This is a genomic window from Streptomyces sp. NPDC058758 (genome assembly GCF_042746075.1).
Lineage (GTDB): Bacteria > Actinomycetota > Actinomycetes > Streptomycetales > Streptomycetaceae > Streptomyces.
This window is the reverse complement of record NZ_JBHYPS010000013.1, coordinates 125,610-151,661: the sequence shown is the minus strand read 5'-3', so window position 1 is coordinate 151,661 and position 26,052 is coordinate 125,610. Positions and strand designations below refer to the sequence as shown.

Genomic DNA, 26,052 nt, shown 5'->3' with positions numbered 1-26,052 from the left:
CCGCATGAACCACTGCCCCCGCCCGGAATGTCCCTCCGGCCGGGGGCAGTTCCATGCCGCCGCGCCCTCCCGCGGGCTCAGACCCGCAGCGGCGCCGTGCCCTCGATCATCCCGGCGATCCGGTCCGGGGCCACCGGCCGCGAGTAGAGCCAGCCCTGCCCGGTGTCGCAGCCGATCCGCCGCAGCCGCGCCGCCTGCCCGGCGGTCTCCACGCACTCGGCGGTCACCGTCAGCCCGAGCCGGTGCGCCAGCTGCACCAGCGCCTCCACGATCAGCTCGTCCGCCGGATTGGCGTGCTCCTCGTCCTGGAAGCCGCGCACGAAGGAGCCGTCCAGCTTGAGGACGGAGACCGGCAGCCGGCTCAGGTAGGCCAGGTTCGAATAGCCGGTGCCGAAGTCGTCGATCGCGATCCGCACCCCCATGTCGCTGAGGGCCTGGAGCGCCTGGAGCGGACGGCCCGCCGAGCCCATCACCGCGGACTCGGTCAGCTCCAGCTGGAGCAGGTGCGGGGCGAGCCCGGTCTCGGCGAGGATCCCCGCCACGTCGGCCACCAGGTCGGAGTCCCAGACCTGGCGGACCGCCACGTTGACGCTCACGAAGAGCGGCCGCTCGCCCGGGTGGTCCTTCTGCCACTGCCGGGCCTGCTCGCAGGCGGTGCGCAGCACCCACCGGCCGAGCTCGACGATCGAGCCGTCCTCCTCGGCGATCGCGACGAACCGATTCGGCGGCAGCGCCCCGAACTGTGGGTGGTTCCACCGCACCAGCGCCTCCACCCCGCGCACCGCCCCGTCCGCCAGGTCGACCAGCGGCTGGTACTCCAGGGCGAACTCCCCGCGCTCCACCGCGGGGCGGAGCGTGGAGGAGAGCGACTGCCGCGTCATCCGGTGCGCGTTGCGCTCGGGGTCGAAGAGCGTCCAGCGGGCCTTGCCGTCGGCCTTCGCCCAGTACAGCGTGGTGTCGGCGGCCTGCATCAGCCCGGTGGCGGTGGTGCCGGCGGCGGTCCGCTCGACGACGCCGATCGAGGCCGAGACCGAGAGCCGCTGGCCGCCGAGGTCGAAGGGCCGCTCCAGGGCGGCGAGCACCGAGCGGGCCAGGTCGGCGAGCTGTTCCGTGCCGGTCGACTCCTCGACGAGGACGGCGAACTCGTCGCCGCCGAGCCGGGCCACCAGATGGCCCCCGCTGCGGGTGTAGCCGGCGCTGTCGGCGCACGCCGTGAGCCGCCCGGCGACGGCCGCGAGCAGCCGGTCGCCGACCCGGTGCCCGAGCGTGTCGTTGACCGCCTTGAAGCCGTCGAGGTCCAGGTAGCAGAGCCCGATCCGCCCCGTTCCGCCCCGGCCGTGCGAGGGGCGGGAGAGGTACGACCGGGGCGAGCCGTACGGCTCCGGGGCGCCGGCCGGCCCGGCCGCGCCCGCGATCGCCTCCGCGCTCTCCGCCGCCGCCGTCTCCAGGGCCGCCGAGAGGCGCTCGAAGAAGAGCGCCCGGTTGGGCAGCCGGGTCACCGGGTCGTGCATCTGGAGGTGGCGCAGCCGGGCCTGGAGCTCGCGCCGGTCGCTGATGTCCGCGACCGAGAGGAGCACCCGGCCGGTGTCGGGGACCGGGGCGACGGTGACCTCGGCCCACAGCCTGCGGCCGTCGGGGTGCTTGAGCCGGCGGGTGCAGCGGAAGCGGGAGCGGCGGCCGCGCAGCACCTCGCGGTAGGCGTGCCAGGTGCGTCCGTCGGCGGCGAGGTCCACGAGGTCGGCGGCGGCCTGCTCGCGCAGGGCGGCGCTGTCGGTGCCGAGGAGCGCGCCGAGCGAGTCGTTGGCGGCGACGACCAGGCCGTCCCGGTCCACGAGGGCCATGGCGAGCCGGGAGACGCGGAAGGCGGCCCGGTAGTCGCGGAGTTCACGCTCCGTGAGTGCCGGGCGGGCCGGCGGGATGCCGGGCGGTTCTGGGTGTACCGGTCCTTCGGGGGTTCCGCTCACCGCTCGCTCCCGTGGTGCAGGGGGGCCGTTCACATGTGGTCGGGATGGTCGGCCTGGGACAAGTGTGCCGATCATAGAGCCAGCCGCGGGGGCCGTTCCAGCTCCGGGGCGGGTCGCCGGGGGCGCGGACGGTGTGAGGCCGGCCACCGGACGCCACCTCTCCGACCGAATCCGCCCGGGTCTGACGTACGGCGGCACAGGGATGACCGAATGTGACTTTCCGTGAGCTGGAGTCCGCCCGTCCCGCGTCCACCCCGCGCCACCCCCTCACCCGACCGGGGCAGCGGAAACATGCGAAACGCCGCGAACCATCACAAGGTGGTGGAGGTGTCCCGCACTCGCGAACCGGAGGTCCACGTGGAGGGTCAGCAGCCACCCGGGGGAGTGGAGCGCTCCCGGCTGCGCGCCGGAGCCGCCTCGTTCACGGCGCTCGCCGCGCTGGCGGCCACCGGCCTGGTGGCCGGCCCCGCCGTGGCCGCGCCCCCGGCGGGGCCGTGCGCCCTGCCCCGTACCGCCGCCCACCACTCGCTCGGCCTCTCCAGCTGGAACGACGCCTATCCGCGCCCCGAGCGCTCGCTCGACGCGGTCATGATCTTCCTGTCGTTCCCGGACGCCGCCCCGCTGACCACTCCCGTGGAGCTGACCGCCGACCACTTCCCGGCCACCACCGAGTTCTTCCAGCGGGCCTCCTACGGGCGCTTCACCCTGCGCCCGCACCCCCAGAGGGCCTGGACGCCGATGCCCCGCCCGTCCACGGACTACGACATACGGCGTGACTGGGACGCCGGGAAGCGGGCCGCCTACCTGCGGGACGCGGTCGCCGCCGCCGACGACTCCGTGGACTTCTCCCGGTACGACATCGTCTACCTGGTGGCCGACCCGGACGCCCCCGGCGTCGACTCGGACGCCACCAAGGTGGTCAACCTGGAGCGCCCGCTGGAGGCCGACGGCGCGAAGATCCGGCGGGTCGTCACGGTCTTCGAGCGCCACCCGCCGGACCGGAACGTCCTCGCCCACGAGACCGGCCACGTCTTCGACCTGCCCGACCTCTACCGCCGTCCCGCCGACGGCAAGGGCGACTGGGACACCCACGTGGGCGACTGGGACGTCATGGGCAGCCAGTTCGGGCTGGCCCCCGACCCCTTCGGCTGGCACAAGTGGAAGCTGGGCTGGCTCGACCGCTCCCAGGTGGCCTGCGTCCAGGGCGGCGAGCCGCGCGTGGTCGGCCTGGAGCCCGTCTCCGCCGCCCCGGTGACCCCCACCGCGCGCAGCACCCGGCTCGCCGTCGTCCGCACCGGCCCGGACAGCGTCCTCGCGATCGAGGCCCGTGCCGCCACCGGCAACGACGCCGACACCTGCACCGAGGGCGTCCTCGTCTACCGGGTCCGGGCCCGCGCGGCCTCCGGCGACGGCCCGGTCGAGGTCGTCGACGCCCACCCGGACACCGAGGCGTGCTGGGAGCGCTCGGTCTACCCGCCGCTCGCGGACGCCCCCATGGAGGTCGGCGAGACGCTCACCGTGCCCGGCACGGACGTCCGCGTCGAGGTCGCGGACCGCAGCGAGGCCGGCATCTGGACGGTGCGGATCACCCCGCCCGGCGCGGACTGACCCGCCGGACACGGCGGAAAGGCCCCTCACTCGCGTGAGGGGCCTTTCCGTGTCGGTGCGCCGCCAGGGACTCGAACCCCGGACCCGCTGATTAAGAGTCAGCTGCTCTAACCAACTGAGCTAGCGGCGCCTGCTGACGTCGTAGACATTAGCACCCTCACCGGCGGGAGCGAAAATCGATACCCGCACGTCGGCGGCGGAAACCGCCCGGACGGCCCTCACACAGGCCCAGAGCATCACCTCGGGCCCCGGCAGCCACGGGTTCCGGGTGTCCGGGGCGACCAGCCAGCGCGGCCGGGAGGAGTCCTGCCCGGCCGGCGCCAGCGGCGGCACGGTCACGGCGTCGCCCGTCCCGTGGCAGAGCGGCCGCGGCACGGACTCGCCCCACTCCTCCCAGTCGAGCAGCGCGGGCAGCCGCTGCGCCGTGCCGGGCGCGGCGAAGAGCAGCATCCGGCCCCGGTGGGCGGCCACCGGGCCCGAGCCCGGGCCCTCCTCCCACATCCGGTCCAGCATCCGCCGCCCGAAGACCGGGTCCACGCTGACCACGTCGAAGGCCGTCCCGCACGGCAGCACCGCCGGCGACTCCGGGCGCGCCTCCCAGCGCGCGAGCGCGGCCCCGGGCTCCCCGCCCGCCGCCGAGGCCAGCCAGGCGGCGCCGTCCGGGGTCACCCGGGCGGTCTGGTGCCGGTCCTCGTCGCCCGTCCGCAGGAAGCGGAGGACGCCGTACGGGGTGTACGGGGTGGTCTCGTCGCGCAGCCAGGTCGTCGTCGTCATGGAGACAGGTCTACCGTCCGTGACGAAGCGGACGCCGAGAGTTCCGCGAAACCCGGACGCGGCCGCACCGGGAGGAGTATCGTGCGCCCCGCATATGCCGAACGCCTGTTCCGCCCGGCGGGCGCGGCCGGAGGGTCAGTCCTCCGCCGGACGCCCCTCGGCCCGGATCAGGTCCCGCCCGAACTCGATCATCTTCCGGGCGTAGTCCTCGGTCCACGCCGCCCGTCCGGCCACGTCCGCCGCCGTCAGCCGGTCGAACCGCTTGGGGTCGGCGAGCTGGGCCGCCGCCACGGCCTGGAACTCGACCGCCCGGTCCGCGGCGGCCCGGAACGCCAGGGTCAGCTCGGTCGCCCGGGCCAGCAGCTCCCTGGGGTCGTCGATCGACTCCAGGTCGAAGAAGTGCTCCGGATCGGCGGTCGCCTCGGCAGGCTCGAAGACCAGGGGCGCCGGCCGCAGCCGCCGCTGTCCGCTCCGCTCCGCGGGTTCCGCCATCGTTCCGCTCCTCCTCGACCGCACACGGCCCGCGATCGCCGGGCCACCCCCCATTCTCCCGCGCCCCGCAAGACCGCCCGCCGGGCAGGCGGGGGGAGGGCCTCCGCGCCGGGTCCGGCGAGCGGGACGGCCTCCGGGCGGCGGGGTCAGGGCGTCCAGGCCACCCGGTGTTCCGCCAGGTGCGACAGGACCGCGTGGTTCGCCTCCCAGCCGTCCGGGAACTTCACGGTGACGCCGAGCTGGACCGGTTCCGTGGAGGGGTGGGCGTCCAGGAGGTCGGCGACGCCGGCGCGGCAGACGACGACGCAGGCGTGGCGGTGGCGGGAGGCGAGGACGCACAGGCGGCCGGTCTCCAGGTGGAAGGCGGTGGCGTCCGGCCGGCCCGAGAGGGGGTGCAGGACGACCGTCACGTCGTACTCCCGGCCCTGGAGGCGGTTGGCCGTGTCGACCGTCACGCCCGACACGCCGAGCGCCTCCAGGGCGGCGCGGACCGCCGCCGCCTGGTCGCGGTGGGCGGTGCCGACCGCGATCCGGCCGGCGGTCACCGGCACGGGCGCGTCGGACCGCTCGCTGACCGCCGCGCCGCCCCGGTCCAGGAGGCGCCGGACGACCAGGGCGACCGCGTGCACGGCCTCCGGATCGGTGCGCGGCGTGTGCCGGGCGGGGAGCTCCAGCAGGCCCCAGCCGGACTCGGCCGCCTCGTCCAGGACCCGGTCCGGCGCGGAGCCGTCGGAGGCGACGCCGAAGGCGAGCCGCCGGTCGCCGGGCCCGGTGCCCGAGCGGAACGGCGTGTACGGGTAGAACGCGTCCGACACCAGCGGCGCCGCCGAGGCCGGCAGCCGCCAGGAGACCGGCAGCCGGTGCTGCGGCAGCTCCGGGTTGTGCGCCAGCAGCGTCGACACCGCCGACGCCGAGGGGTCGTACGACAGGCCCGCCCACTGGTCCGCGCCCACCACCGAGAAGGGGTCCAACTGCCCCGGATCGCCCACGAACAGCGCCCGCTCGAAGAGCCCCGCCACGGCGAGCAGCGCGTCCGAACGCATCTGGTAGGCCTCGTCCACGATCGCGTGCGCCCACGGCTCCACGTTCTTCACGTGCCCCCACTTGGCGGCCGTCGAGACGACCACCGGCAGCCCGGCGAGCTCCCCGGCCTTCGCCGACTTCCGTACGTTCTCCAGCGCGTCGAGCGCCTTGTCGTACGGGTCGGCGTCGCTGGAGTGCAGCCGGCCCACCTCCAGGTCCGGCTCCTTCTCGGCGAGCCGCAGCACCAGGTCGTCGACCTGAGCGTTGGTCTGCGCGACCACCATCAGGGGGCGTCCGGCGGCGGCCAGTTCGAGCGCGGCCCGCACCACGAGGGTGGACTTGCCCGCACCGGGCGGGGAGTCGACGACGACGCCCCGGGCGGAGCCGCGCAGGGTGCTCTCCAGGATCTCCGCCGTCGCCTTCGCGGCGGCGGCGCCGGGGTCGGGCACGGCGGGGTCGTACACGGTCACAGCAGGTCCTCGGGGGTCACGGCGTCGGGCGGTTCGACGGTGTCGGCGGAGCGCGGCGGTCCGCCGTGGGTCCACGGCGTCTCCTCCGGGTCGGGCAGCTTCGGTCCCACCCGGGTGTCGTGCTCGAAGAGGGTCCAGGCGATCCGCTCGCCCTTCTCCGGCACCGTGCCCTCCGCGGGCTCCCTCGACCGGCCCATCCGGTCCAGCAGCCGCAGCACCAGCGCGCCGTCCTCCTCGCGGGCCACGAACTCCGCCGACTGCGGCTTGCCGTCCAGCGAGCGGTACACCTTCACGCCCGCCTCCAGGTGCGGCTGGTCCTCGGTGCGGACCGTGAGCAGCGGGCGCGGCGCGGGCCGCTTCGACTCCGTCCACACCATGGCCACCTCGGCGACCTCGGCGGTGAACGCCTCGCCCGCCAGCCGCCGCCCGGCCAGCACCAGCGGATCGTCCAGCGCCTCCTGGGCGTCCAGCTGCCCCTGCGCCTGCTCGCGCGCGGCGAGCTTGGCGGCGGCGGTCACCGCGTCGTCGCGGCGCGGCTGCGGCGGCTCCCCCGCGGCGATCCGGTCCCGGTGCGCGGTGAAGGACCAGCGGTCCCGGGTCCACCGGTCGGGGACCCGCGCCCCCTCGGGCAGCTCCCGCAGCAGGCCCAGCGCCCGCCAGGTCGCCTCCCAGGTCGGCCGCAGCTGCGAGACGACCAGCCGGCGGACCTCCCGCTCGGCGCGGTGCAGGGCGCCGAGGGCCGCGTCGGCCGCCTCGCCGTCCTCGGCGGCGCCGACCGCCTGCCGGGCCCGGTCGTACGCCTCGATCGCCGGCGCCAGGAGCTGGTTGTCGAAGGCCGGGTCGGTCGCGGGCCCGGCCGGCGGGCACAGCAACTGCCCCCGGGCGTCCCGCCCCAGCTCCGCCCGGTACGCCGCCGCCGCGCCCGGCTCGTCGTCATGCGGATCGATCCAGGCGAGCAGCGCCCCCAGGTGCTGGTCCTCCAGGGAGGACTGGCCGGTCGCCCAGTGACGGTTCAGCAGGTCGGTCGCCGCGAGCAGCAGCGAGGAGCCCGGGACCCGGGCCCGCTCCCCGTAGTGGGTCAGCCAGCGCCCGAGCAGCGGCACGCGCGGCGGCGCCGGGTACGGCGCGTCCGGGTCCTGCTCGGCGGTCCGCCGGAAGCGCGTCGACCGCCCCAGGAGCCGTACGTACTCGATCCCGGCTCGGCTCGGCACGATCAGCTGCGGCGCGTCCAGGCACAGTTCGACCCGGACCTTCTCGCCGGTGGCGGGGTCCTTCCGCTCCACCGGCTCGACGGCGTCCGCGAAGCCGTCGACGTACGGCAGCACCTCCTCGGCCAGTTCGGCGAGGAACGCGAACCGCAGCTCCCGGTCCCGCGGTTGGGGCACCACGAGCAGCCGCGGCTCCTCCGGGTCGGTGCCGACCAGCGCGCCGAGCGGGGCGCCCGCCTCGCCGGCCGTGGTCAGCGGCACGAGGACCAGCGGCCGCTCGGCGAGGTGGCGGTGCCGGACGGTCGCCAGGGGCTGTGCCCGGCCCGCCTCCACGGCCTCCATCCGGGCCAGGTGCGCGATCAGCGACACGCCGCGGCCTCCGCTCCGTCCAGGGCCTCCTGCCGCAGCGCCCGGGCCCTGCGGAGCGCGGCCACCGCCGGGTCCTCCGGGTCGCCGTGCTCGCCCCGCGCGGCGGCGAGCACCGCGCCGACCGTGGTCAGCCCGCCCAGCTCGCCCCGGACCGCACGGCCCAGGGTCTGCACCGCGTCGGCCTCCCGGGCCCGCGACCGGCAGTGGAAGCCCAGCTCGCAGGCGGCCAGGCACTCCGGCGCGTAGGCGTGCGGGACCGCCTCCACGGCCTGGGACAACTCCTCGGCCGAGCGGCCCTCCAGGTCGAAGCTCAGCCCCTCCGGCAGGGCCTCGGCGATCTCCTCGATCCGGGTCAGCCGCTCCAACTGCCGCCGGGTGACCGCCCGCTGCTTGCGCACGTCCACGACGGAGGCCGTCGGCAGGTTCGAGAAGTCCTTCGGGCAGACCAGCAGCACCGAGTGCCGGACCCCGGCGCCCTCGGTGAGCGCCGCCACCCGCTCCAGCGCCAGCACGTACACGGCGGCCTGCCGGGCCGCCGCGCCCACCTTCGCCGCGTCCGCCGCACCGTCCACCATCGGGAAGGACTTGATCTCCACGACCGTCCACCGCCCGGCCGGGTCCACCACCACCGCGTCCGGCTCCAGGTGCACGGGCGAGCCCGCCACCTCCAGGGTCAGCAGCGGATGGTCGAGCAGCGCCCATCCGCCGGCCGCGGTCGCCTCGCGCAGCGCCAGCGCCGTCCGCGCGGTCCGCCCCTCGGGCCCGGAGGCCGACAGGTCGGGCACGGCGACGGCGCCGGGGTCCTCGACGCCGAGGAGCCGCAGCAGTTCGCGCCCGCCGTCCGCCTTCACCCTGGCCTCGAAGCTGTTGCCCCGCACGATCGCGAACTGCGACTGGCCGAACGGCGCGGGCGAACCCAGCCGGGAGGCCAGCGCCCCCTTGTCCACCCCGGCGCCGTCGAGCAGCGCGCGGCGCCTGCACCCGGGGTTCGCCGCCAGCGCGGCCAGTGCACGCGCGTCCAGCGGGCGCGGCGGGACCGCCGGGCCGCGCAGTGCGGCGAGTCTCTCCCGCGTCCTGCGGCGGCTCGCCGGGGTCGGCACGGGGTCCGTCGTCTGAGGCGGCCGTGACCCGCCGTCGTCCAGGGATGCGCTCACCCGCGGAAGTCTCCCATCCGCCACTGACAACGCGGGCGCGTTCCGCCCCGGAGACGCCGGGAGTTCGCGCCGGGGACACCTGCGCGATGATGGGAGGGGACCCTCCGGCGGGGCACCCGGCGAGGGGGCGTCCGGCGGAAGGGCCCCGTTCTTCCGCGTCCCCGCACCACGTTCCCCGTATCCCGTATCCCGTATCCGCGCAATCTCTGGAGAGCCCCGCCCATGGCACCGCGCATCCTGCTCGCCCGACACGGACAGACCGAGTGGTCGCTCCTCGGGCGGCACACCGGCAGGACCGACATCCCGCTGCTCGACGAGGGCCGGCGCGGCGCCGAACTCCTCGGCGAGCGCCTGCACCGGGGCCCCTGGCAGGGGCTGCCCGGCGTCGAGGTGCGCACCAGCCCGCTGGTCCGCGCGAGCGAGACCTGCGCCCTGGCCGGCTTCGGCGACCGCGCCGAGCCCTGGGACGCCCTGCTGGAGTGGGACTACGGCGCCTACGAGGGCCTCACCCCGGCCCAGATCCAGGAGTTGCGCCCCGGCTGGCTGATCTGGCGCGACGCCGTCCCGGAGGGCGAGTCCCTCGCCCAGCTGTCGGCCCGCGCCGACCGGGTGGTGGAGTGGGCCCGCTCGGCCGACCGCGACGTCCTGGTCTTCGCGCACGGCCACATCCTCCGCTCCATCGGCGCCCGCTGGCTCGGCGAGGACGTCTCCTTCGCCGCCCGCATCCGCCTCGACCCGACGAGCCTGTCGGTCCTGGGCTGGGCGTACGGGGCGCCGGCGATCGAGCGGTGGAACGACACGGGGCACCTGGAGGGCTGAGATCCGGTCCGGTGCCGGATCCCGCCTCCCGGATCCCGGGGGGCGGGATCCGGGCGCCTCACGCCCCCGTCAGGATCAGCCGCGTCTCGGCCAGCAGCCCCCGGATCCGCGCCGAGGCGATCCCCTCCAGCGAGTCCGTCACCCGCCGCGCCTCGGCCTCGGCCTCGTCGCGCCGGCCGGCGCGGGCGAGGTTGCCGGCGAGCTGGGCGCGGTAGAGGGCGAGGTTGCGGGCGAAGCGGGGGTGCTGGAGGACGGTGGCCCGGTGGGAGTGGCGGGCCGCGCGGGTCCAGTCGCCGAGCGCGGCCCAGCAGTGCGACTCCAGGGCCTCCAGCTCGGGCTCGCCGAAGAAGGACATCCACTCGGGGTCCTGGTCGGCGTGGCCGTGGCCGAAGTGCGCGTGGGCGCGGCCGAGGCACTCCTCGGCGGAGGGGCGGTCGCCGAGTCCGGCCCAGGCGGCGGCCTCCCGCAGCGAGAGCAGGGCGAGCAGCCGGGGGGAGCCGAGCGGGCCGGCGGCCCGCAGTCCGGCCTGGGCGGCGCGGACGGCCTCGCGGTAGCGGCCGGTGTCGCGGGCGAGGAAGGACGTGTTGCAGAAGGCGTGCGCCTCCAGGGCCGCGTTCCCGGAGACCCGGGCGGTGGCGAGGGCCTCGGCGTAGTGCGAGCGGGCGTCCTCGTGGCGGCCGGAGTCGTGGGCGAGCCAGCCGACGGAGAGGGACAGTTCGCCGGCGCCGGCCAGCAGCCGGTCCTCGGTGGCGCGGCGGGCCGCGGCGCCCCGGTCGAGCAGGGCGTAGGCGGCGCGGAGCGGCTGCGCGGCGACCTTGTAGAGCCCGTCGGCGCCGTGCCGGTCGTCGAGCAGGCGGATCCGCCGTACGGCGTCCTCGACGGCGAGGACCTCGGCCTCGCCGATGCGGTGGGTGCCGCGGGGGCTGGGGATCGCGGCGGCGGTGGTGGAGCCGAGTCCCCAGGAGGCGGCCGCCAGGGTGGCGGTGCCGCTCGTCATGAATGCGCGACGCAGCACGTCGCTCTCCTCATCGTTCCGGGTCGGGAGGGCGGGGGGCCCCGAGGCCCCGGCCGGGGCGGCCTGCCGTCGGCCGCGTACCGCCTCCCGCGCAGAGAAACCCAGGTCGGCAAGGGTCAGCCCGGGGAACATGTGCAGGAAGACCCGCTCGTACGCGTAGTTCGGACAGCGGATCTCGCCCGCCTCCACGCGCCCGATGTAGCGGGCGTCGCACGCGACCTGTTCGCCGATCTCCCGTGCCGCCCGGCGGACCGCGGCGGCGAACTCCCCCGGGGAGTGCTGTCCGCGGAGCCGCCGGAAGGCGAGATTGGGAACTGCCCGTGACAGGGACATGGCCGAGCCCTCTCCTGGTGCTGCCGGGTGTTCCGGCGGCATGAACGTACCTGCTGTGACCGGATGCCTACGCTGAGTTTGGCTACAAATCGGATATCTCGCCTGCGATCTGCCATGAACTGCCATCCTTTGCGGCGGCGTGCCGCCGTAGCCGTTGACGCGGACGGGCGTTGAACCGTATGGGAGAGACGGAACGTGTCTCCTCTGGGAAGCGAGGAGGGGTCCATGTCCGAGAACGCCACGCCTTTCGAGACCGCCACCGAGACCACCGGCACCCCGGGCCGTGCCGGGGCCGACGAGCCCTGCGACCTGGTGACCGTGCCCGCCCGGCAGGGCCTCGAGGCCGTCGACATCCTCCGCCGCCGGGGCGTTCCCGCCGTCGGTCCCGTCCTCCACGACGGCGCCTGCGACACCCTCGGCTTCCTCGTCCCGCCCGGCACCGCCGCCGCCTGGGACCTCCCCGGCAGCGCCTGCACCCGCACCTCCGGCCGCGGCCTGCGCCTCCCCGAACTGCCCGAGCCCGCGGGCGACGCGCCCCGTCCGGCCGGCTGGCTGCTGCCCCCCGGCGACACCGGCCCCGTCACCGACCCGGCCGTGCTGCGCCGCGCCCTCGGCGAGGCGGCCCGCCTCATCGAGGCGGCCGACGGCTGTCACTGAACACGCCGTCCCGGTCCCGCCGATAATGGACGGATGGCCAGGAACAAGCAGCGCGAGCGGGCGGCGGCCGACGCCGTCTCCGAGACCGTCGACGGCGGGCTCGCCGAACTGATACCCGACCGCGACCGCCCCCGTGCCTGGACGCTGCTCCTCGACGGCGCCCCGCAGTCCCACGTGGACCTCGACGACCCCGCCGCGCTCGCCTTCGAGTACCAGCGGCGGCTCGGCCACGTCGCCGACCTCGCCGCCCCGCCCGGCCGCCCCCTCCAGGCCGTGCACCTCGGCGGCGGCGCCTTCACCCTCGCCCGGTACGTCGCCGCGACCCGGCCCCGCTCCACCCAGCAGGTCGTCGAGATCGACGAACCCCTGGTCCGCCTCGTCCGCCGCGAGCTGCCGCTCGACCCCGGCGCCCGGATCCGGGTCCGCGCCGTCGACGCCCGCGCCGGTCTCGCCAAGGTCCCGGACGGCTGGGCCGACCTGATCATCGCGGACGTCTTCCGCGGCGCCCGCACCCCCGCCCACCTCACCAGCACCGAGTTCCTGGACGAGGTCCGGCGCGCGCTGCGGCCCGGGGGCACGTACGCCGCCAACCTCGCCGACGGGCCGCCGCTCGCCCACCTCCGCGGCCAGATCGCCACCGCCGCCGCCGTCTTTCCCGAGCTGGCCCTGATCGCCGACCCGACCGTGCTGCGCGGCCGCCGCTTCGGCAACGCGGTCCTGGTCGCCTCCGGCCGCGAACTGCCCGTCGCCGACCTGACCCGCCGGGTCGCCACCGACCCGCACCCCGGCCGCGTCGAACACGGCCGGGCCCTCGCCGACTTCACCGGCGGTGCGGGACCGGTCACCGACGCGACCGCGAAGGCCTCGCCCGCCCCGCCGCCCTCCGTCTTCCACTGAGCCGAAACGAAGCGAACCGAAGCAAAGCGAACCGAAGCAAAACGAACCGGTCCGGGCCGGGCGGCCCGTCAGGCCGTGCGTTCCTCGATCTGCACCCGGGGCGCCGAGTCGTGCCAGAGGCAGAACACCGAGACCTCCCGGCCGCCCTGGGTGAAGGTCACCCGGATCCAGGTCGGCTGCTTCCACACCTGCATCTGCCACCCCGAGGCCGGGATCGCCGAGACCAGCTCGGCGGAGGTCTCGCCCAGGTCGAAGGTCACCCGGCCGCCGTCCGACGGGTAGCTCCGCACCTGCGAGGAGCCGGCGGGGGAGGGCGGCGCGGTGGACGGGGCCGGGGTGGTCCGGGGCGGGGCGGCCGGCCGGGTGGACGCCGGAGGGGCGGACGTGGCCGGCGCGGGCGGGGACGTCGGGGGAGCGGTGGCCGGGGGAGTGGTCGCCGGGCGGCGGGTCGAGGACGTCACGGGGTCGCCGATGGACGTCTCGGCCGGGACGAGGTCCGCCGGACTGCCGGCCGGCAGGGGCAGGGCGCGCGGCGGGTCGTAGACCGTGCCGGACAGCACCGTGTGCACTCCCCACCAGGAGAGCGTGACCGCCGCGCCGGTGGCGAGCGACCAGGCCAGGGCGTGAACGAGTCCTCTTCGCATCCCGGCCATACTGCACCACGCCCGCCCGGCGCGTACCGGAAGGTACGCCGTGACCGGAGGGTCCCCCGAATGGCGTACGGTGCGGGCCATGGCAAGTGTGCTCGTGGTCGAGGACGACCAGTTCGTGCGCTCCGCCCTCATCCGGCAGCTGACGGAAGCCTCCTACACGGTACGGAGCGTCGGCACGGCCCTGGAGGCGCTGCGCGAGGTCGCCCATTTCCGCTTCGACGTGGTCGTCCTCGACCTCGGTCTGCCCGATCTGGACGGATCCGAGGCGCTGAAGATGCTGCGCGGCATCACCGACGTACCGGTGATCATCGCGACCGCCCGGGACGACGAGGCGGAGATCGTCCGGCTGCTGCACGCCGGCGCCGACGACTACCTCGTCAAGCCGTTCTCCGTCGAGCACCTCACCGCCCGGATGGCCGCCGTGCTGCGCCGGGCCCGGGCGGTCTCCGGGGAGCCCGCGCCGAGCACGGAGATCCGGGTCGGCGGGCTCGCCATCGACCCGCTGCGCCGCCGGGCCGAACTCGACGGGGCCCCGCTCGACCTGACCCGCCGCGAGTTCGACCTGCTCGCCTTCCTCGCCGGCCGGCCCGGGGTGGTCGTGCCGCGCAAGGAGCTGCTCGCCGAGGTGTGGCAGCAGGCCTACGGCGACGACCAGACCATCGACGTCCACCTGTCGTGGCTGCGCCGGAAGCTGGGCGAGACGGCCGCCCGGCCCCGCTACCTGCACACCCTGCGCGGCGTCGGCGTGAAGCTGGAGCCGCCCCGGGAGCAGCGGCCGTGAGACGGGGCACCCGCCGGGAGACGGGGGTCCGGCCGTGAGGTGGGCGCTCGTCAAGGTGTCGCTGGCCGTCACCGCCATGGTCGTCATCGCCTTCGCCGTGCCGCTCGGCCTCGTCGTCAAGGAGATGGCCCGCGACCGGGCCTTCTCCAACGCCGAGCGGCGCGGCGCCGGGCTCGCCCCGGTCCTCGCGATCACCACCGACCGGGTGGAGCTGGAGAAGGCCGTCGCCACCACCGAGGACGGCGCCGCGGGCCGGCTCGCCGTGCACGTCCCGCCCGCCGCGCCCGACGGCCAGGCCGTGGAGATCGGCACCCGCCGGGCCGGCGCCGACGAGCTGGCCGCCACCCGCACCCTCGGCCGGGCCTCCATCGCCGAGGTCCCCGGCGGCTACGCCCTGCTCCAGCCCACCGCGCTCAGCTCCGGCCAGGTCGCCGTCGTCGAGCTCTTCGTCCCCGAGGACGAGGTGACCAACGGCGTCGCCACCGCCTGGCTCGTCCTCGCCGGCGTCGGCGTCGCCCTGATCGTCGGCTCCCTCGCCGTCGCCGACCGGCTCGGCGTCCGCATGGTCCGCCCCGCCCAGCGGCTGGCCGGCGCCGCCCACGAGCTCGGCGAGGGCCGGCTCGGCGTCCGGGTCGCCGAGGAGGGCCCGCCCGAACTCAAGTCGGCGGCCGTCGCCTTCAACTCGATGGCCGACCAGGTCGTCCAGCTCCTCGCCAACGAGCGCGAACTCGCCGCCGACCTCTCCCACCGGCTGCGCACCCCGCTCACCGTGCTCCGCCTCAACGCCGCCTCGCTCGGCTCGGGGCCCGCCGCGGACCAGACCCGGGCCGCCGTCGAGCAGCTGGAGCGCGAGGTCGATACCATCATCCGCACCGCCCGCGAGGCCAAGCCGCAGACCACCCCGCCGACCGGTCCCGGCGCGGGCTGCGACGCCGCTGAAGTGGTGCGCGAGCGGATGGAGTTCTGGTCCGCGCTGGCCGAGGACGAGGGGCGGCTCGTCCGCCTCGCCGGCGTCGAGCGGCCGGTACGCATCCCGGTGGCGCGCCCCGAGCTCGTCGCCGCCCTCGACGCCCTGCTCGGCAACGTCTTCCGGCACACCCCGGAGGGCACCGCCTTCTCCGTCGACGTCCACAACGGCGACGACGCCGTCATCGTCCTGGTCTCGGACGCCGGCCCCGGCATCGCCGACCCGGACGCCGCGCTCGCCCGCGGCAACAGCGGCACCCGGGCCGGCTCCACGGGCCTCGGCCTCGACATCGCGCGCCGCATGGCCGAGGCCACCGGCGGCGACGTCCGGATCGGCCGCTCGGTCCTCGGCGGCACCGAGGTGCGCGTCTGGATCGGGCTCGGCGGACACCGTCCCGGCGGCTCCGAGGGCCGCCGCTCGCACCGCCCGGCCCGCCGCCGCAGGGCGACGAGGCGCTGAACCTTTGCCCCCGGTGATGGCTTCCTTAAGCGGACCCTAAGAATCCCAACCCCCTTCCCTCCTGCGCCGTTTGTCCGGATCCCCGGCGCTAGCGTGCTGCCCGCACCCCCACCCCCCACCCCCGCACCACGGAGGCAGCACGCATGGGCAGCAACGGGCACCGGCGCAGGACGAGCGGCCGTACGAAGGTGGTCGGCGCGGTCGTCGCCGCGGCGGTCACCGGCGGCACGGTCCTCCTCCTCACCGGGACCGCCCAGGCGTCCGCCGTCGGCGCCGCCTACACCCGGACCTCCTCCTGGACCGGCGGCTACACCGGCCAGTACGTGATCACCAACGAGACCTCCGCCGCCCAGTCCGACTGGACGCTGGAGTTCGACCTGCCCGCCGGGACCACGCTCGGCTCCCTGTGGAACGGCGACCACACCGTCTCGGGCCGGCACGTCACCGTGAGGCCCGCGAGCTGGAACCGGCAGCTCGCCCCCGGCCAGTCCGTCACCGTCGGTTTCGTGACCTCGGCGGCCGGACAGGCCGGGGACCCGGCCGGCTGCCTCATCAACAAGGCCGCCTGCTCGGCCGGCGGCCCCGCCCCCACCCCCAGTGGTCGCCCCACCGGGCAGCCCACCGCGACGGCGACGCCCACCGCCACCGCGAGCCCGAAGCCCACGGCGACCGCCACCACGCCCCCGAAGCCGACCCCCACGGCCACGGCGACCGCCACCGCCTCCCCGAAGCCCACCCCCACGCCCACCCCGACCCCGACGCCCACCGCCACCGGAACCCCCGCCACCGCCGCCCGGTACGCCCCGTACGTCGACACCTCGCTCTACCCCGCGTACGACCTGCTCGCCACCGCCGACGCCACCGGCGTGAAGGAGTTCAACCTCGCCTTCATCACCTCCGGCGGCTCCTGCGCCCCCCTCTGGGGCGGCGTCACCGACCTCGCGTCCGACCGGGTCGCCGCCCAGATCGGCGCCCTGCGCGCCAAGGGCGGCGACGTGCGGGTCTCCTTCGGCGGGGCCGCCGGCCACGAGCTGGCGCTGAACTGCGCGAGCGCCGCCGACCTGGCGAAGGCGTACGGCAAGGTCGTCGACCAGTACCGGCTCACCAAGGTCGACTTCGACGTGGAGGGCGCCGCCCTCCCGGACGCCGCCGCCAACACCCGCCGCTCCCAGGCCATCGCCCAGCTCCAGAAGTCCCACCCCGGGCTGAACGTCTCCTTCACCCTGCCGGTGATGCCCGAGGGCCTCACCCAGCCCGGGATCGGCCTGCTCGCCGACGCGCAGCGCAACGGCGTCCGGATCGACGCGGTCAACATCATGGCGATGGACTACGGCCCCGCCTACAGCGCCGACATGGGCACCTACGCGATCCAGGCGGCGACCGCGACCCAGGCCCAGCTCAAGGGCGTCCTCGGCCTCTCCGACGCGGCCGCCTGGAAGACCGTCGCGGTCACCCCCATGATCGGAGTGAACGACGTCACGACGGAGGTCTTCAAGGTCGACGACGCCGCCCAGCTGGTCGACTTCGCGAAGTCCAAGGGGCTGGGCTGGCTGTCGATGTGGTCCTCGACCCGGGACAAGCAGTGCGCGGACGGCGCGGTGAACCGCGCCGACGCCACCTGCTCCTCGATCCTCCAGCAGCCGCTGGCCTTCACGAAGGCCTTCGCCGCCTACCGGTAGGGCCCCCGAACCACCCCTCTCCCCCCACAGCGCGTGCCCCGGCCGACGACACCCCACCCTCGGCCGGGGCACGCCCCCGTCCGTCCGCCGCGGCTCAGCCCCGGGAGCCCTTCCACTCCTCCGCGTAGTCGTCGAAGATCGCCCGCAGGTGGTGGCCGATCTTCAGGTAGTCGAGGTCGTCCAGGTTGGCGAGGGAGACCCGGACCGACCACTCGGGGCCGTCGAAGCCGCCGCCGTTGAGGAGGACGACCCCGGTCTGCTCGGCGAGCCGGAACAGCGGGTCGACGGGCTCGTAGTTCTTCTCCAGGAAGTCGGCGAAGTCCTTGCCGTGGACCCGCTCGGCCTCCGCGAGGAGGTCCAGCTCGATGTAGTAGCCGGCCCGCTTGTCGTCCTCGGCGATCTTCATCTGGGCGCCTTCGAGGAGCAGGTCGAGCCGCTGCTTCACGATGGACCGCAGCCGCTCCTTGTACGCCTGGCCCTCGGGGAGCATGTCGAACAGCGAGAACAGCGTCATCATGACCTGCTGCGGCAGCGACAGGCCGGCGGTGTGGTTGAGGGCGACCTGCCGGGAGTCCGCGACCAGCCGGTCGATGAACTTGATCTTCTCCGGCTCCAGGGTGAGTGTCCCGTACCGCTTGTCCAGCCGCTCCTTCTCGGCGGCGGGCAGCTCCGCGATCATCCGGTCGATGACGTTGTCGTCGTTGAGGCCGATGACGCCGAGCCGCCAGCCGGTGGCGCCGTAGTGCTTCGAGTACGAGTACACCAGCAGGGTGTTCTGCGGGAGGTCGGCGGCGACCGAGCGGAAGCCGGGCACGAAGGTGCCGTAGACGTCGTCGGTGACGATCACCAGGTTCGGGTTCTTCTCGGCGACGATCTCCTTGAGCTGGTTCGCGACCCGCTGGCTCAGTGCCAGGGACGGCGGGTTGGAGGGGTTGACCAGGCAGAGCAGCTTGATCGACGGGTCCTCCAGCTTGGCGACCTCCTCCTCGGGGTAGCGCCACTCGCGGACGCCGGTCTCGGCGAAGAGGGAGGCGTTGACGTGCACGACGTCGAACTCGTACGTGTCGAGTTCGGGGATCTCGATGTACGGCGTGAAGACCGGCACCATGAGGGCGATCCGGTCGCCCTTCTTCAGGATGCCGTTCTTCATCAGGGAGTCGAAGACGTAGCACATGGCGGCGGTGCCGCCCTCGGTGGCGAAGTACGAGACGTTCCCGGCGGGCGGCCGGCGGTCGAACATCTCGTCGTCGACGTAGCCGCGGACGACCTGTTCGGTGTGGGCGAGGATCCGGTCCGGCACCGGGTAGTTGTCGCCGATGGAGCTGTCGGTCAGCTCGTGGACGAAGGCGTCCTTGTCGAAGCCGAAGCGCTCGACGGCGTACTCGACCGACCTCTGGAGCAGTTCGATGCCGGGCAGGTCCGGGTGCTGCCGCACGAAGGTGTCGAAGCGGGCGCCGGAGCCCTGGAGTTCGGGCATGCCGCCGAGGTCGTCGGCGGTCCACACCCGGCGGGACTCGGAGAGCGCGAAGTAGCCGAGGGCGTAGAAGGCCTCGCGGGGGCTGGTGGCGGTCCAGTTGGGGTTGCCGCGGCCCGCGTTGAGCATCTGGACCGAGGACTTGCCCTTCTGGCCCGGCCGGTCGGCCTGGGCGGTGTGGGCGAGGGTGATGAACTTGTCCTTCAGCTCGAACGGCGAGAGCTGGGCGAAGGACTTGATCTCCTCGCGGGTGAACGTGGTCTTGGGCATGGCGTGTCCTTCGCGGAGGTCAGTGGTTGAGGATGACGATCACGGCGCCCCAGATGGTCAGCAGCACGTTGCCCACCGCGTAGGGGATCGTGTAGCCGAGCGTGGGGATCTGGGACCTGGACTGTTCGTTGATCGCGCCGATCGCCGCGGTCGTGGTCTGGCCGCCGGCCAGCACGCCCATCAGGATCGGGAAGCGGATCTTCTGGACGTAGTGGCCGACGAGGAAGCCGACGAGCAGCGGGACCAGGGTGGCCACCGCGCCCCACAGCAGCAGCCCCCAGCCGGCCGTGGACAGGCCGCTGGTGAAGCTCGGTCCGGCGTTGATGCCGACCACGGCGACGAAGGCGCACAGCCCGAAGGTGTCCATGAACCACTGGGCGCCCGGGGGCACGTTGCCGTACGTCGGGTACTTGCCGCGGATCCAGCCGAAGACCAGGCCCATGATCAGCGCGCCGCCGGAGGTCGACAGCGAGATCGGCACGCCGGAGACGGTGAGCGCGGGGATGCCGATGCAGCCGCCGAGGAAGACGCCGAGCCCGACCCAGAGCATGTCGGTGGCGAAGGAGGTCGGCACCGGCTTGCCGATCGCCCTGCCCGCCGGGTCCACGAGCCGCTTCGGGCCGGTCAGGACGAGGGTGTCGCCGCGTTCCAGCTTCGTGGAGAGGCGGTAGGGGAACTCGGAGCCCGAGCGGTAGATCCTGTCGATGTAGACGCCGACCATGAAGGGCTCGCGGCGCAGCTCGGCGACGGTCTTGCCGAGCTGCTCCTTGTCCGAGGCGACCACGTGCAGGGACTCGGTCTCGTAGCCGAGGAGTTCGACGTCGTCGGTCTCGGGGCCGATGTGGGTGCGGGCGTCGAAGTCGACGAGGGAGCCGCGCAGGGCGGAGACGGCGACGACGTCGCCCTCGCGGAGCACGGTGGCCTGGTCGTGGTCGAGGACCGCGCCGTCGCGCCGCACCCGGGTGAGGTAGATGCGGTGGCCGAGGGCCTTCTGCTGGTTCTCGAAGTCGTCGATCGTGCGGCCGACGAGGTCGGGCCGCCGGATCGTGTACGCGCGCAGCACGACCTCGTAGTAGCCCTCGGCGAGGTCCGGGTTGTCGCCGGGGGCGTCCAGCTCCTTGGCGAGGGCGGCGGACTCGGCGGCCAGGTCCCGCTTGTAGAGCCGGGGGAGGATGTTGGCGAGGAGGATGGCGCAGAGGATCGTGCCGAGCGGGTAGGTGACCGCGTACCCGATGGCGACCAGGTTCTCCTCGGTCTTCATCTGGTCGGCGGACAGGCCCGGGAGGTTGCCGATGGCGTCCTGGGCGACGCCGATGACGGCGGACTGGGTGAGCGCGCCGCCGAGCAGGCCGGCGGAGAGGCCGGGGCCGTACCCCAGCATCACGGCGAAGCCCCAGGAGACCAGCAGGCCGGTGACGCAGACGACGATCGCGTTGACGACCTGGGGGAGTCCGTCCTTCTTCAGGCCCCGGAAGAACTGGGGGCCGACCTTGTAGCCGAGGGCGAAGAGGAAGAGGGTGAAGAAGAGGTTCTTCACCGTCGCGTCGATGGTGATCTTGAACTGGGCGCCGAGCAGCAGCCCCGCGACGAGGCAGCCGGTGACGGCACCGAGCGCGATCGCCCGGTAGCGCAGCTTCCCGAAGAGGAAGCCGAGGGCGACGGTGATGAAGACGAGCAGTTCGGGGTGGGGCTGGAAGATGTTCCGGTTGAGGAAGTCGATCATGGGTGGGGCGCCGCCTCTCAGGCTCCGAGGATGCCGACCAGGAGCGGACCGGTCAGGGGGAGCAGGAAGTTGGAGAGGGTGTACGTGATCGTGTAGCCGAGCATCGGGACCGAGCTCTGGGCGACCTGGGTGACCGAGGTGATCGCCGGGGTCGAGCACTGCTGGCCCGCGATGGCGCCGATCAGCAGCGGTTTCTCGATCTTCAGCAGCTTGCGGCCGACGACCAGCGAGATCGTCGCCGGCACGAGCACCATGGCGATGCCCGCGAACGGCAGCAGCGCCCCGTACTCCTTGAGCAGCGGCCCCGCCTGCGGGCCCGAGACCAGGCCGGTGCAGGCGATGAAGATGGCCAGGCCCATGTCCTTGATCGTGGTGGCGGCCTGCGGGGGGAAGGCGCCGAAGGTCTGGGTCCGGGAGCGGAACCAGCCGAAGAGCAGACCGGAGATGAGGCAGCCGCCGCCGGTGCCGAGCGACATCGGCACGTCGCCGAACTTCACCACGACCTGGCCGAGGAGCGAGCCGCAGGCGATGCCGAGGCCCAGGTAGATGAAGTCGGTGGCGTCGTTCCTGACGATCGCGCCGACCTTCGAGGCGAGCCGGCCGAGCGAGGCGCGGGCGCCCACCAGGGTGAGCACGTCGCCGCGCTGGACGACGGTCTCGGGGGTGGCGGGCAGGTGCGCCTCGTTGCGGAGGACGTCCGTCACGTAGACGCCGCCGGAGGCGATCTCGGGGTGCTCGGTGGTCAGCTGGTCCAGGGACTTGCCGGCCGCCGACCTGTCGGTGAGGGAGACCTGCTGGGTGGCGAGCGGGGTGTCGAGGCCCGGCACGGCCGGGGTCTCGGGGCCGATGAGCCGGCCCGCCTCGATGATGTTGGCCCGCCGGCCGACCGCGAGGACGAGGTCGGAGAGGGTCAGCTCGAAGCCGGGCGGGGGAGGGGTGAGGATCTCGCTGCCCCGCTTCACCGCCTCGACGGTCACCCGGTTGCCGAACTGCCGCTCCAGGTCCTGGACCTTGGCACCGTCGGCGAGGGTGACGAGGAAGGTGCGGCCGACCATGCCGGGCAGCGCCTCGCGCTCGTCGGACTCCAGGCCGCCGCCGGAGCCCCGCATCTTCTCCCACAGCTCGCGGGAGGCGTCGCGGAGGTTGATCCGCATCAGCATCGGCATGATCTGGCTGGTGTAGATCACGATGGTGATGAGGCCGAAGAGGTAGCAGACCGTGTACGCGGTGGCCACGTGGCCCTGGTACTGGGTGATCTGCTCCTGCGTCAGGTCGGAGAGCTTGCCGATGGCCTCGGTGGCCGTGCCGACGACCGCGGACTCGGTGGCGGCGCCGGCCAGGATGCCGGCGGCGGTGCCGACGTCCAGGTCGAAGGCCTCGGCGAGCCCGAGGGCGATGCCGACGACGCAGACGACCTCGATGAGGCAGAGGGTGAAGTAGCGCAGGCTCTTCTTGTTGAGGTTGGCGAAGAACTGGGGTCCGGCGAGGTATCCGAGCGAGAAGATGAAGAGCGCGAAGAAGATCGTCTTCACGTCGTCGGAGACGGTGACCTTCGCCCAGGCGCCCATGAGCAGCGAGACGATGAGCGTGCCGCAGATGCCGCCGAGCGTGATCGGGCCGACCCGGAGCTTGCCGAGGAGGTACCCCGCGGAGAGGCAGACGAAGAGGGCGAGTTCGGGATGGTCGCGCAGGACTCCCATCCGGCCTCACCCCGCCCACATGGGGAGCAAACCGTTTATAGCGGACATAAGGGGACGCTAACAGCGAGGGTCCCGCCGCGGACCGCCGCCGCGCCCGTCCGGGTGAACGCTCCCTTGTGGACCCCGTCACGCCGCCGCCCGCCCCCGTGTCACCTCTTCGCCGCGCTCCCGTCCGCCCCCGTGTCACCCCCTTCGCCGCGCCCCCCGCCCCGCCTCACCCCTTCACCGCGCCCCGCATCACCCCGCCCACGATCTGCCGCCCGAACAGGGCGAGCACCACGAGCAGCGGCAGCGTCCCCAGCAGCGCCCCCGCCATCACCACCGAGGTGTCCGGCACATAGCCCCGGCCGAGACCGGTCAGCGCCACCTGCACCGTCGGGTTGCCCGTCTGGGTGAGGGCGAGGACCGGCCAGAAGAAGTCGTTCCACGCCGCCACGAACGACAGCATCCCCAGCACCGCCATCGCCGGCCGCGCCGCCGGCAGCACCAGGTGCCACACCACCCGCCCCGTCCCCGCCCCGTCCATCCGGGCCGCTTCCAGGAGCTCCGGCGGCAGCGAGCCCAGCAGGTGCTGGCGCATGTAGAACACCCCGAAGGCGGAGACCAGCGAGGGCAGCACCACCGCCTGGAGCTGGTCGGTCCAGCCGAGCCGGGCGACCAGCAGGTAGAGGGGGACGACCCCGAGCTGCGGCGGCACCAGCATCGTCGCCCCCACCAGGAGCAGCAGCGGCCCCCGGAAGCGGAACCGCAGCCGGGCGAAGGCGAAGCCGGCCAGCGTCGAGAAGGCCACCGTGCCCAGCGCCACCGCCCCCGCCACCACCGCCGTGTTGGCCAGCGCCTCGCCCATCCCGCCCTCGCCCCAGGCCACCGACACGTTCCGCGGCAGGTTCCGGCCGAACCAGAACGGCGGCGGCGACTGGGCGAGCCGCCCGCTCGTCCGCGAGGCGGCCACCGCCGTCCACAGCAGCGGGAAGACCGACACCGCCGTGAACAGCGCCAGGAGCAGGTACGTCCCCCACCCCGCCCGCTCGTACGCCTCCGGGGCCGCCCGCCCGGTCACCGCCGCGCGCCCTTCCCGCGCCCGAGCCGCACCAGCCCGAAGACCACCACCAGGAGCAGCAGCATCGCCCAGGCGATCGCCGCCGCCCGCCCCAGGTGCAGGTTCACCCACCCCTGCTCGTACAGGTACAGACCCAGCGTCTGGTACTGGTGGTCGGCGCCGCCCGAGGCGCCCGCCCCGCTGCTGAAGAGCAGCGGCTCGCCGAAGAGCTGCACCGCCCCGATCGTCGACACGATCCCGGTGAAGGCCAGCGCCGGCCGCAGCCCCGGCAGCGTCACGTGCCGGAACCGCCGCCACCGCGAGGCCCCGTCCAGCGCCGCCGCCTCGTACAGCTCCGGCGGGATCGTCTGCATCGCCGCCAGGTAGATCAGCGCGTTGTACCCCGTCCAGCGCCAGATCACGATCGACGCCACCGCGAACTTCGACGCCCACGGGCCGTTCTGCCAGTCCACCGGATCGAGCCCGACGAGACCGATCGCCCAGTTCACCATCCCCTGGTCGCGCCCGTAGAAGAGCGCGAAGACCAGCGTCGCCGCCGCCACCGAGGTCGCGTACGGGGCGAGGGCCGCCACCCGGAAGAAGAGCCGCCCGCGCAGCCGGGCGTCCAGCAGGTGCGCCGCGCCGAGCGCGAGCAGCAGCTGCGGGACGGTGGCGAGCAGCCCGATCAGCACCGTGTTCGCCAGCGCGTTCCAGAAGAACTCGTCGCCCAGCAGCCGCGCGTAGTTGTGGAGCCCCACCCACTCCCGGGCCTCCGGGGCGGTCAGCTCCACCCGGAACAGCGAGGTCCAGGCCGTCGCCGCCAGCGGGAACAGCCCGAACGCCCCGAACAGCAGGAAGAATGGCGCCACCAGCACGTACGGCGCCGAGCGCGACCGCAGCCGGCCCAGCCGCTCCCGGCGCGCCCCGCCCGCCGGCACCACGGGCACGAGCGCCCGCTCCACCACGTCCTCAGCCATCCCCAGCCATCCGCTCACCGGTCCAGCGCGTTGTCGATCGCCTTCATCGCCGCCCGCCACGCCGAGTCCGGCGACCGCCCGGTCTGGTCGACCTGGAGCATCCCCGTGTCGGACAGGATCTGGTTCACCAGCCCGTCCTTCGGTCCGACCGGCGCCACCGGCACCCCCTCGGCCGCCGCCGAGTAGATCCGGCCGACCGGCGCGTCCCCGAAGTACGGATGGCGGGCGTCCCGCACCTGCGGCAGGCCGAAGGCGGCCTGCGCGCTCGGGAAGCTGCCCCGCCGCTCGAAGAGCACCGCCTGCTGCTCCGGCGCGGTCAGCCAGGCCGCCAGCTCGGCCGCCTCCTCGGCGTGCTCGCCGGCGGCCGGGACGACCAGGAAGGAGCCGCCCCAGTTCCCGGGCCGGGGCGCGGCCGCGACGTCCCACTTCCCCTTCCCGTCCGGGCCGCCCTTGTCCTGGATGTAGCCGAGCATCCACGCCGGGCAGGCGATCGAGGCGAACCGGCCGTGCGCGAAGCCCTGGTCCCAGTCGGGGGTGAACTGCTGGAGCCGGGCGGTCAGTCCGTACCGGGCGAACTCGGCGCCGAGGTCCCAGGCGGCCCGCACGGCCGGGTTGTCCGCCACCACGAGCCGCCCCCGGGCGTCGTAGTAGCGCGGGTTCGCGCCCGAGATGACGGCGGCCATCACCCCGGACGCGGAGTCGGTGAACGCCACCCCCTCCGGCGCCCGCCCGGCGAACCGCCGGCCCGTCTCCAGGTACTTCCGCCAGTCCCCGGCCCACAGCCGCCCCACCTCCTCCCGGTCGGTGGGCAGCCCGGCCGCGGCGAAGTGGTCCTTGCGGTAGCAGACGGCCAGCGGCCCGATGTCGGTGCCGAGCCCCAGGACCCGGCCGTCCTCCGTCCGCGCCTGCGCCCACTTCCAGGGCAGGAAGTCGCCCTCCTCCACGCCGGGCGCGCGGGCCAGGTCGACGAGCCGGCCGGCCTGGGTGTCGACGACCTCCGCGATGTTCCCGACCTCGACGGCCTGGACGTCGGCGAGACCGGCCCCGGCGGTGAGGTGGGTGAGGAGCTGCGGGTAGTAGACGTCGGCGCGGGCCAGCGAGGTCTGCCGGACCGCCACCTCCGGGTGGAGCCGCATGTACGTGTCGTACAGCCCGGCCTCCTTGAGCCCGAAGGTGCCGTAGACCCCGACGGTGAGCGTGACGGGCCGGCCCGACCCGTCCACCTCCGATCCACCGCCCGGGGAGGCCGGCACCGGCGGGTCGGTGGCGCACCCGCCGAGCAGTGCCGCGACGAGCAGCGCCGCGACGACCGGCGGCGCACCGGCGGGCGGCAGGGCGCGGGCGCGCGGGCGCCCGCCGGTCCGCCGTCGTGGTCCGTTCCTCCACCCCATGGCCCCGACCGTAGGCGGCGGCGCCGGGGCGCCCGGCGGGGCGGCGCCGGGTCCCCGGCCCGCCTCACCCGTTCGGCCCACCGGCCGGCCGCGCCCGTCGAACGTCTTCGACGGGCCCCGCGTATTGACCGTGTTCTGACGGGGCTCGGATAGCGG

At 74.5% G+C, this 26,052-nt stretch carries 21 protein-coding genes and 1 tRNA gene; 7 read left to right on the top strand and 15 right to left on the bottom strand.

All coding sequences use genetic code 11. From position 1 onward, the window contains the following. Positions 1-77 precede the first annotated feature (77 nt). Complete coding sequence (locus ACFW6A_RS18295) at positions 78-1,964, bottom strand: putative bifunctional diguanylate cyclase/phosphodiesterase (RefSeq protein ID WP_386641454.1); 1,887 nt, start codon at positions 1,962-1,964, stop codon at positions 78-80. A 327-nt stretch (positions 1,965-2,291) separates the two neighbouring features. On the opposite strand from ACFW6A_RS18295, the gene ACFW6A_RS18290 reads away from it, so the two are divergent. After that, a complete protein-coding gene (locus ACFW6A_RS18290) occupies positions 2,292-3,572 on the top strand; it encodes a M6 family metalloprotease domain-containing protein (RefSeq protein WP_386641452.1) in 1,281 nt (426 codons plus the stop codon). A gap of 56 nt (positions 3,573-3,628) precedes the next feature. Here ACFW6A_RS18290 and ACFW6A_RS18285 read toward each other — a convergent pair. The 6 genes from ACFW6A_RS18285 to ACFW6A_RS18260 form a co-directional block, all read right to left on the bottom strand. After that, a tRNA-Lys gene (locus ACFW6A_RS18285) sits at positions 3,629-3,702 on the bottom strand. Further along, positions 3,693-4,346 carry a hypothetical protein gene (locus tag ACFW6A_RS18280; RefSeq protein WP_351845181.1) on the bottom strand — a complete coding sequence of 218 codons (654 nt, stop codon included), beginning with the start codon at positions 4,344-4,346 and terminating at the stop codon, positions 3,693-3,695. The genes ACFW6A_RS18285 and ACFW6A_RS18280 overlap by 10 nt, the downstream gene beginning before the upstream one ends. Before the next feature lie 135 nt (positions 4,347-4,481). Further along, the gene (locus ACFW6A_RS18275) at positions 4,482-4,838 is read right to left on the bottom strand and encodes a hypothetical protein (protein ID WP_351845179.1); all 357 of its coding nucleotides are present in this window, start codon (positions 4,836-4,838) and stop codon (positions 4,482-4,484) included. Positions 4,839-4,984: 146 nt separating this feature from the next. Then, positions 4,985-6,331: an AAA domain-containing protein gene (locus tag ACFW6A_RS18270; RefSeq protein ID WP_351845177.1), complete on the bottom strand. Its 1,347-nt coding sequence runs from the start codon at positions 6,329-6,331 to the stop codon at positions 4,985-4,987. Beyond that, complete coding sequence (locus ACFW6A_RS18265; protein ID WP_386641448.1) at positions 6,328-7,908, bottom strand: hypothetical protein; 1,581 nt, start codon at positions 7,906-7,908, stop codon at positions 6,328-6,330. The genes ACFW6A_RS18270 and ACFW6A_RS18265 overlap by 4 nt, the downstream gene beginning before the upstream one ends. Further along, a complete protein-coding gene (locus tag ACFW6A_RS18260; protein WP_386641445.1) occupies positions 7,899-9,062 on the bottom strand; it encodes a hypothetical protein in 1,164 nt (387 codons plus the stop codon). Before ACFW6A_RS18260 ends, ACFW6A_RS18265 begins: the two co-directional genes overlap by 10 nt. Positions 9,063-9,284: 222 nt before the next feature. Here ACFW6A_RS18260 and ACFW6A_RS18255 point away from each other — a divergent pair, with 222 nt between their 5' ends. Beyond that, positions 9,285-9,881, top strand: a complete 597-nt coding sequence (locus tag ACFW6A_RS18255; RefSeq protein WP_351845173.1) for a histidine phosphatase family protein — start codon at positions 9,285-9,287, stop codon at positions 9,879-9,881. A gap of 58 nt (positions 9,882-9,939) precedes the next feature. Here ACFW6A_RS18255 and ACFW6A_RS18250 read toward each other — a convergent pair whose 3' ends face one another. Further along, positions 9,940-11,229, bottom strand: coding sequence for a tetratricopeptide repeat protein (locus ACFW6A_RS18250; protein WP_351845171.1), 1,290 nt, complete (start codon positions 11,227-11,229; stop codon positions 9,940-9,942). Between the two features lie 225 nt (positions 11,230-11,454). Here ACFW6A_RS18250 and ACFW6A_RS18245 point away from each other — a divergent pair, with 225 nt between their 5' ends. Next, a complete protein-coding gene (locus ACFW6A_RS18245) occupies positions 11,455-11,886 on the top strand; it encodes a hypothetical protein (RefSeq protein WP_351845169.1) in 432 nt (143 codons plus the stop codon). A 33-nt stretch (positions 11,887-11,919) separates the two neighbouring features. Beyond that, entirely contained in the window at positions 11,920-12,783 is an 864-nt protein-coding gene (locus ACFW6A_RS18240; protein WP_351845167.1) for a fused MFS/spermidine synthase, read from the top strand. A gap of 68 nt (positions 12,784-12,851) precedes the next feature. Here ACFW6A_RS18240 and ACFW6A_RS18235 read toward each other — a convergent pair whose 3' ends face one another. Beyond that, the gene (locus tag ACFW6A_RS18235; RefSeq protein WP_351845165.1) at positions 12,852-13,436 is read right to left on the bottom strand and encodes a hypothetical protein; all 585 of its coding nucleotides are present in this window, start codon (positions 13,434-13,436) and stop codon (positions 12,852-12,854) included. 79 nt (positions 13,437-13,515) lie between these two features. Between ACFW6A_RS18235 and ACFW6A_RS18230 the strand changes: the two genes are divergently transcribed. From ACFW6A_RS18230 to ACFW6A_RS18220, 3 genes are all read left to right on the top strand, one after another. Then, on the top strand, positions 13,516-14,217 hold the full coding sequence (locus ACFW6A_RS18230) for a response regulator transcription factor (protein ID WP_351845163.1): 702 nt from the start codon (positions 13,516-13,518) through the stop codon (positions 14,215-14,217). A gap of 34 nt (positions 14,218-14,251) precedes the next feature. Further along, the gene (locus ACFW6A_RS18225) at positions 14,252-15,643 is read left to right on the top strand and encodes a HAMP domain-containing sensor histidine kinase (RefSeq protein WP_351845161.1); all 1,392 of its coding nucleotides are present in this window, start codon (positions 14,252-14,254) and stop codon (positions 15,641-15,643) included. 143 nt (positions 15,644-15,786) lie between these two features. Continuing rightward, positions 15,787-17,322, top strand: coding sequence for a cellulose binding domain-containing protein (locus ACFW6A_RS18220; protein WP_351845159.1), 1,536 nt, complete (start codon positions 15,787-15,789; stop codon positions 17,320-17,322). Between the two features lie 94 nt (positions 17,323-17,416). Here the strand turns inward: ACFW6A_RS18220 and ACFW6A_RS18215 are convergent, their stop codons facing one another. The 6 genes from ACFW6A_RS18215 to ACFW6A_RS18190 all read right to left on the bottom strand — a co-directional run bounded on the left by ACFW6A_RS18215 (position 17,417) and on the right by ACFW6A_RS18190 (position 25,896). After that, entirely contained in the window at positions 17,417-19,066 is a 1,650-nt protein-coding gene (locus ACFW6A_RS18215) for a bifunctional aspartate transaminase/aspartate 4-decarboxylase (protein WP_351845157.1), read from the bottom strand. 19 nt (positions 19,067-19,085) lie between these two features. After that, a complete protein-coding gene (gene aspT, locus ACFW6A_RS18210; RefSeq protein WP_351845155.1) occupies positions 19,086-20,789 on the bottom strand; it encodes an aspartate-alanine antiporter in 1,704 nt (567 codons plus the stop codon). 17 nt (positions 20,790-20,806) lie between these two features. Beyond that, positions 20,807-22,489, bottom strand: a complete 1,683-nt coding sequence (aspT, locus tag ACFW6A_RS18205) for an aspartate-alanine antiporter (RefSeq protein ID WP_351845153.1) — start codon at positions 22,487-22,489, stop codon at positions 20,807-20,809. 214 nt (positions 22,490-22,703) lie between these two features. Continuing rightward, positions 22,704-23,621 carry a carbohydrate ABC transporter permease gene (locus ACFW6A_RS18200; protein WP_386482338.1) on the bottom strand — a complete coding sequence of 306 codons (918 nt, stop codon included), beginning with the start codon at positions 23,619-23,621 and terminating at the stop codon, positions 22,704-22,706. Beyond that, complete coding sequence (locus ACFW6A_RS18195) at positions 23,546-24,505, bottom strand: sugar ABC transporter permease (RefSeq protein WP_351845149.1); 960 nt, start codon at positions 24,503-24,505, stop codon at positions 23,546-23,548. The genes ACFW6A_RS18200 and ACFW6A_RS18195 overlap by 76 nt, the downstream gene beginning before the upstream one ends. A 14-nt stretch (positions 24,506-24,519) precedes the next feature. Then, positions 24,520-25,896, bottom strand: a complete 1,377-nt coding sequence (locus ACFW6A_RS18190; protein WP_351845147.1) for an extracellular solute-binding protein — start codon at positions 25,894-25,896, stop codon at positions 24,520-24,522. Between the last annotated feature and the right edge of the window lie 156 nt (positions 25,897-26,052).

Coding starts and splice junctions, on each gene's coding strand:
- ACFW6A_RS18280 (WP_351845181.1), bottom strand. CDS start 4,346: ATGACGACGACGACCTGGCTGCGCGACGAGACCACCCCGTACACCCCG.
- ACFW6A_RS18275 (WP_351845179.1), bottom strand. CDS start 4,838: ATGGCGGAACCCGCGGAGCGGAGCGGACAGCGGCGGCTGCGGCCGGCG.
- ACFW6A_RS18255 (WP_351845173.1), top strand. CDS start 9,285: ATGGCACCGCGCATCCTGCTCGCCCGACACGGACAGACCGAGTGGTCG.
- ACFW6A_RS18250 (WP_351845171.1), bottom strand. CDS start 11,229: ATGTCCCTGTCACGGGCAGTTCCCAATCTCGCCTTCCGGCGGCTCCGC.
- ACFW6A_RS18245 (WP_351845169.1), top strand. CDS start 11,455: ATGTCCGAGAACGCCACGCCTTTCGAGACCGCCACCGAGACCACCGGC.
- ACFW6A_RS18240 (WP_351845167.1), top strand. CDS start 11,920: ATGGCCAGGAACAAGCAGCGCGAGCGGGCGGCGGCCGACGCCGTCTCC.
- ACFW6A_RS18235 (WP_351845165.1), bottom strand. CDS start 13,436: ATGGCCGGGATGCGAAGAGGACTCGTTCACGCCCTGGCCTGGTCGCTC.
- ACFW6A_RS18230 (WP_351845163.1), top strand. CDS start 13,516: ATGGCAAGTGTGCTCGTGGTCGAGGACGACCAGTTCGTGCGCTCCGCC.
- ACFW6A_RS18220 (WP_351845159.1), top strand. CDS start 15,787: ATGGGCAGCAACGGGCACCGGCGCAGGACGAGCGGCCGTACGAAGGTG.
- ACFW6A_RS18215 (WP_351845157.1), bottom strand. CDS start 19,066: ATGCCCAAGACCACGTTCACCCGCGAGGAGATCAAGTCCTTCGCCCAG.
- aspT (WP_351845155.1), bottom strand. CDS start 20,789: ATGATCGACTTCCTCAACCGGAACATCTTCCAGCCCCACCCCGAACTG.
- aspT (WP_351845153.1), bottom strand. CDS start 22,489: ATGGGAGTCCTGCGCGACCATCCCGAACTCGCCCTCTTCGTCTGCCTC.
- ACFW6A_RS18195 (WP_351845149.1), bottom strand. CDS start 24,505: ATGGCTGAGGACGTGGTGGAGCGGGCGCTCGTGCCCGTGGTGCCGGCG.
- ACFW6A_RS18190 (WP_351845147.1), bottom strand. CDS start 25,896: ATGGGGTGGAGGAACGGACCACGACGGCGGACCGGCGGGCGCCCGCGC.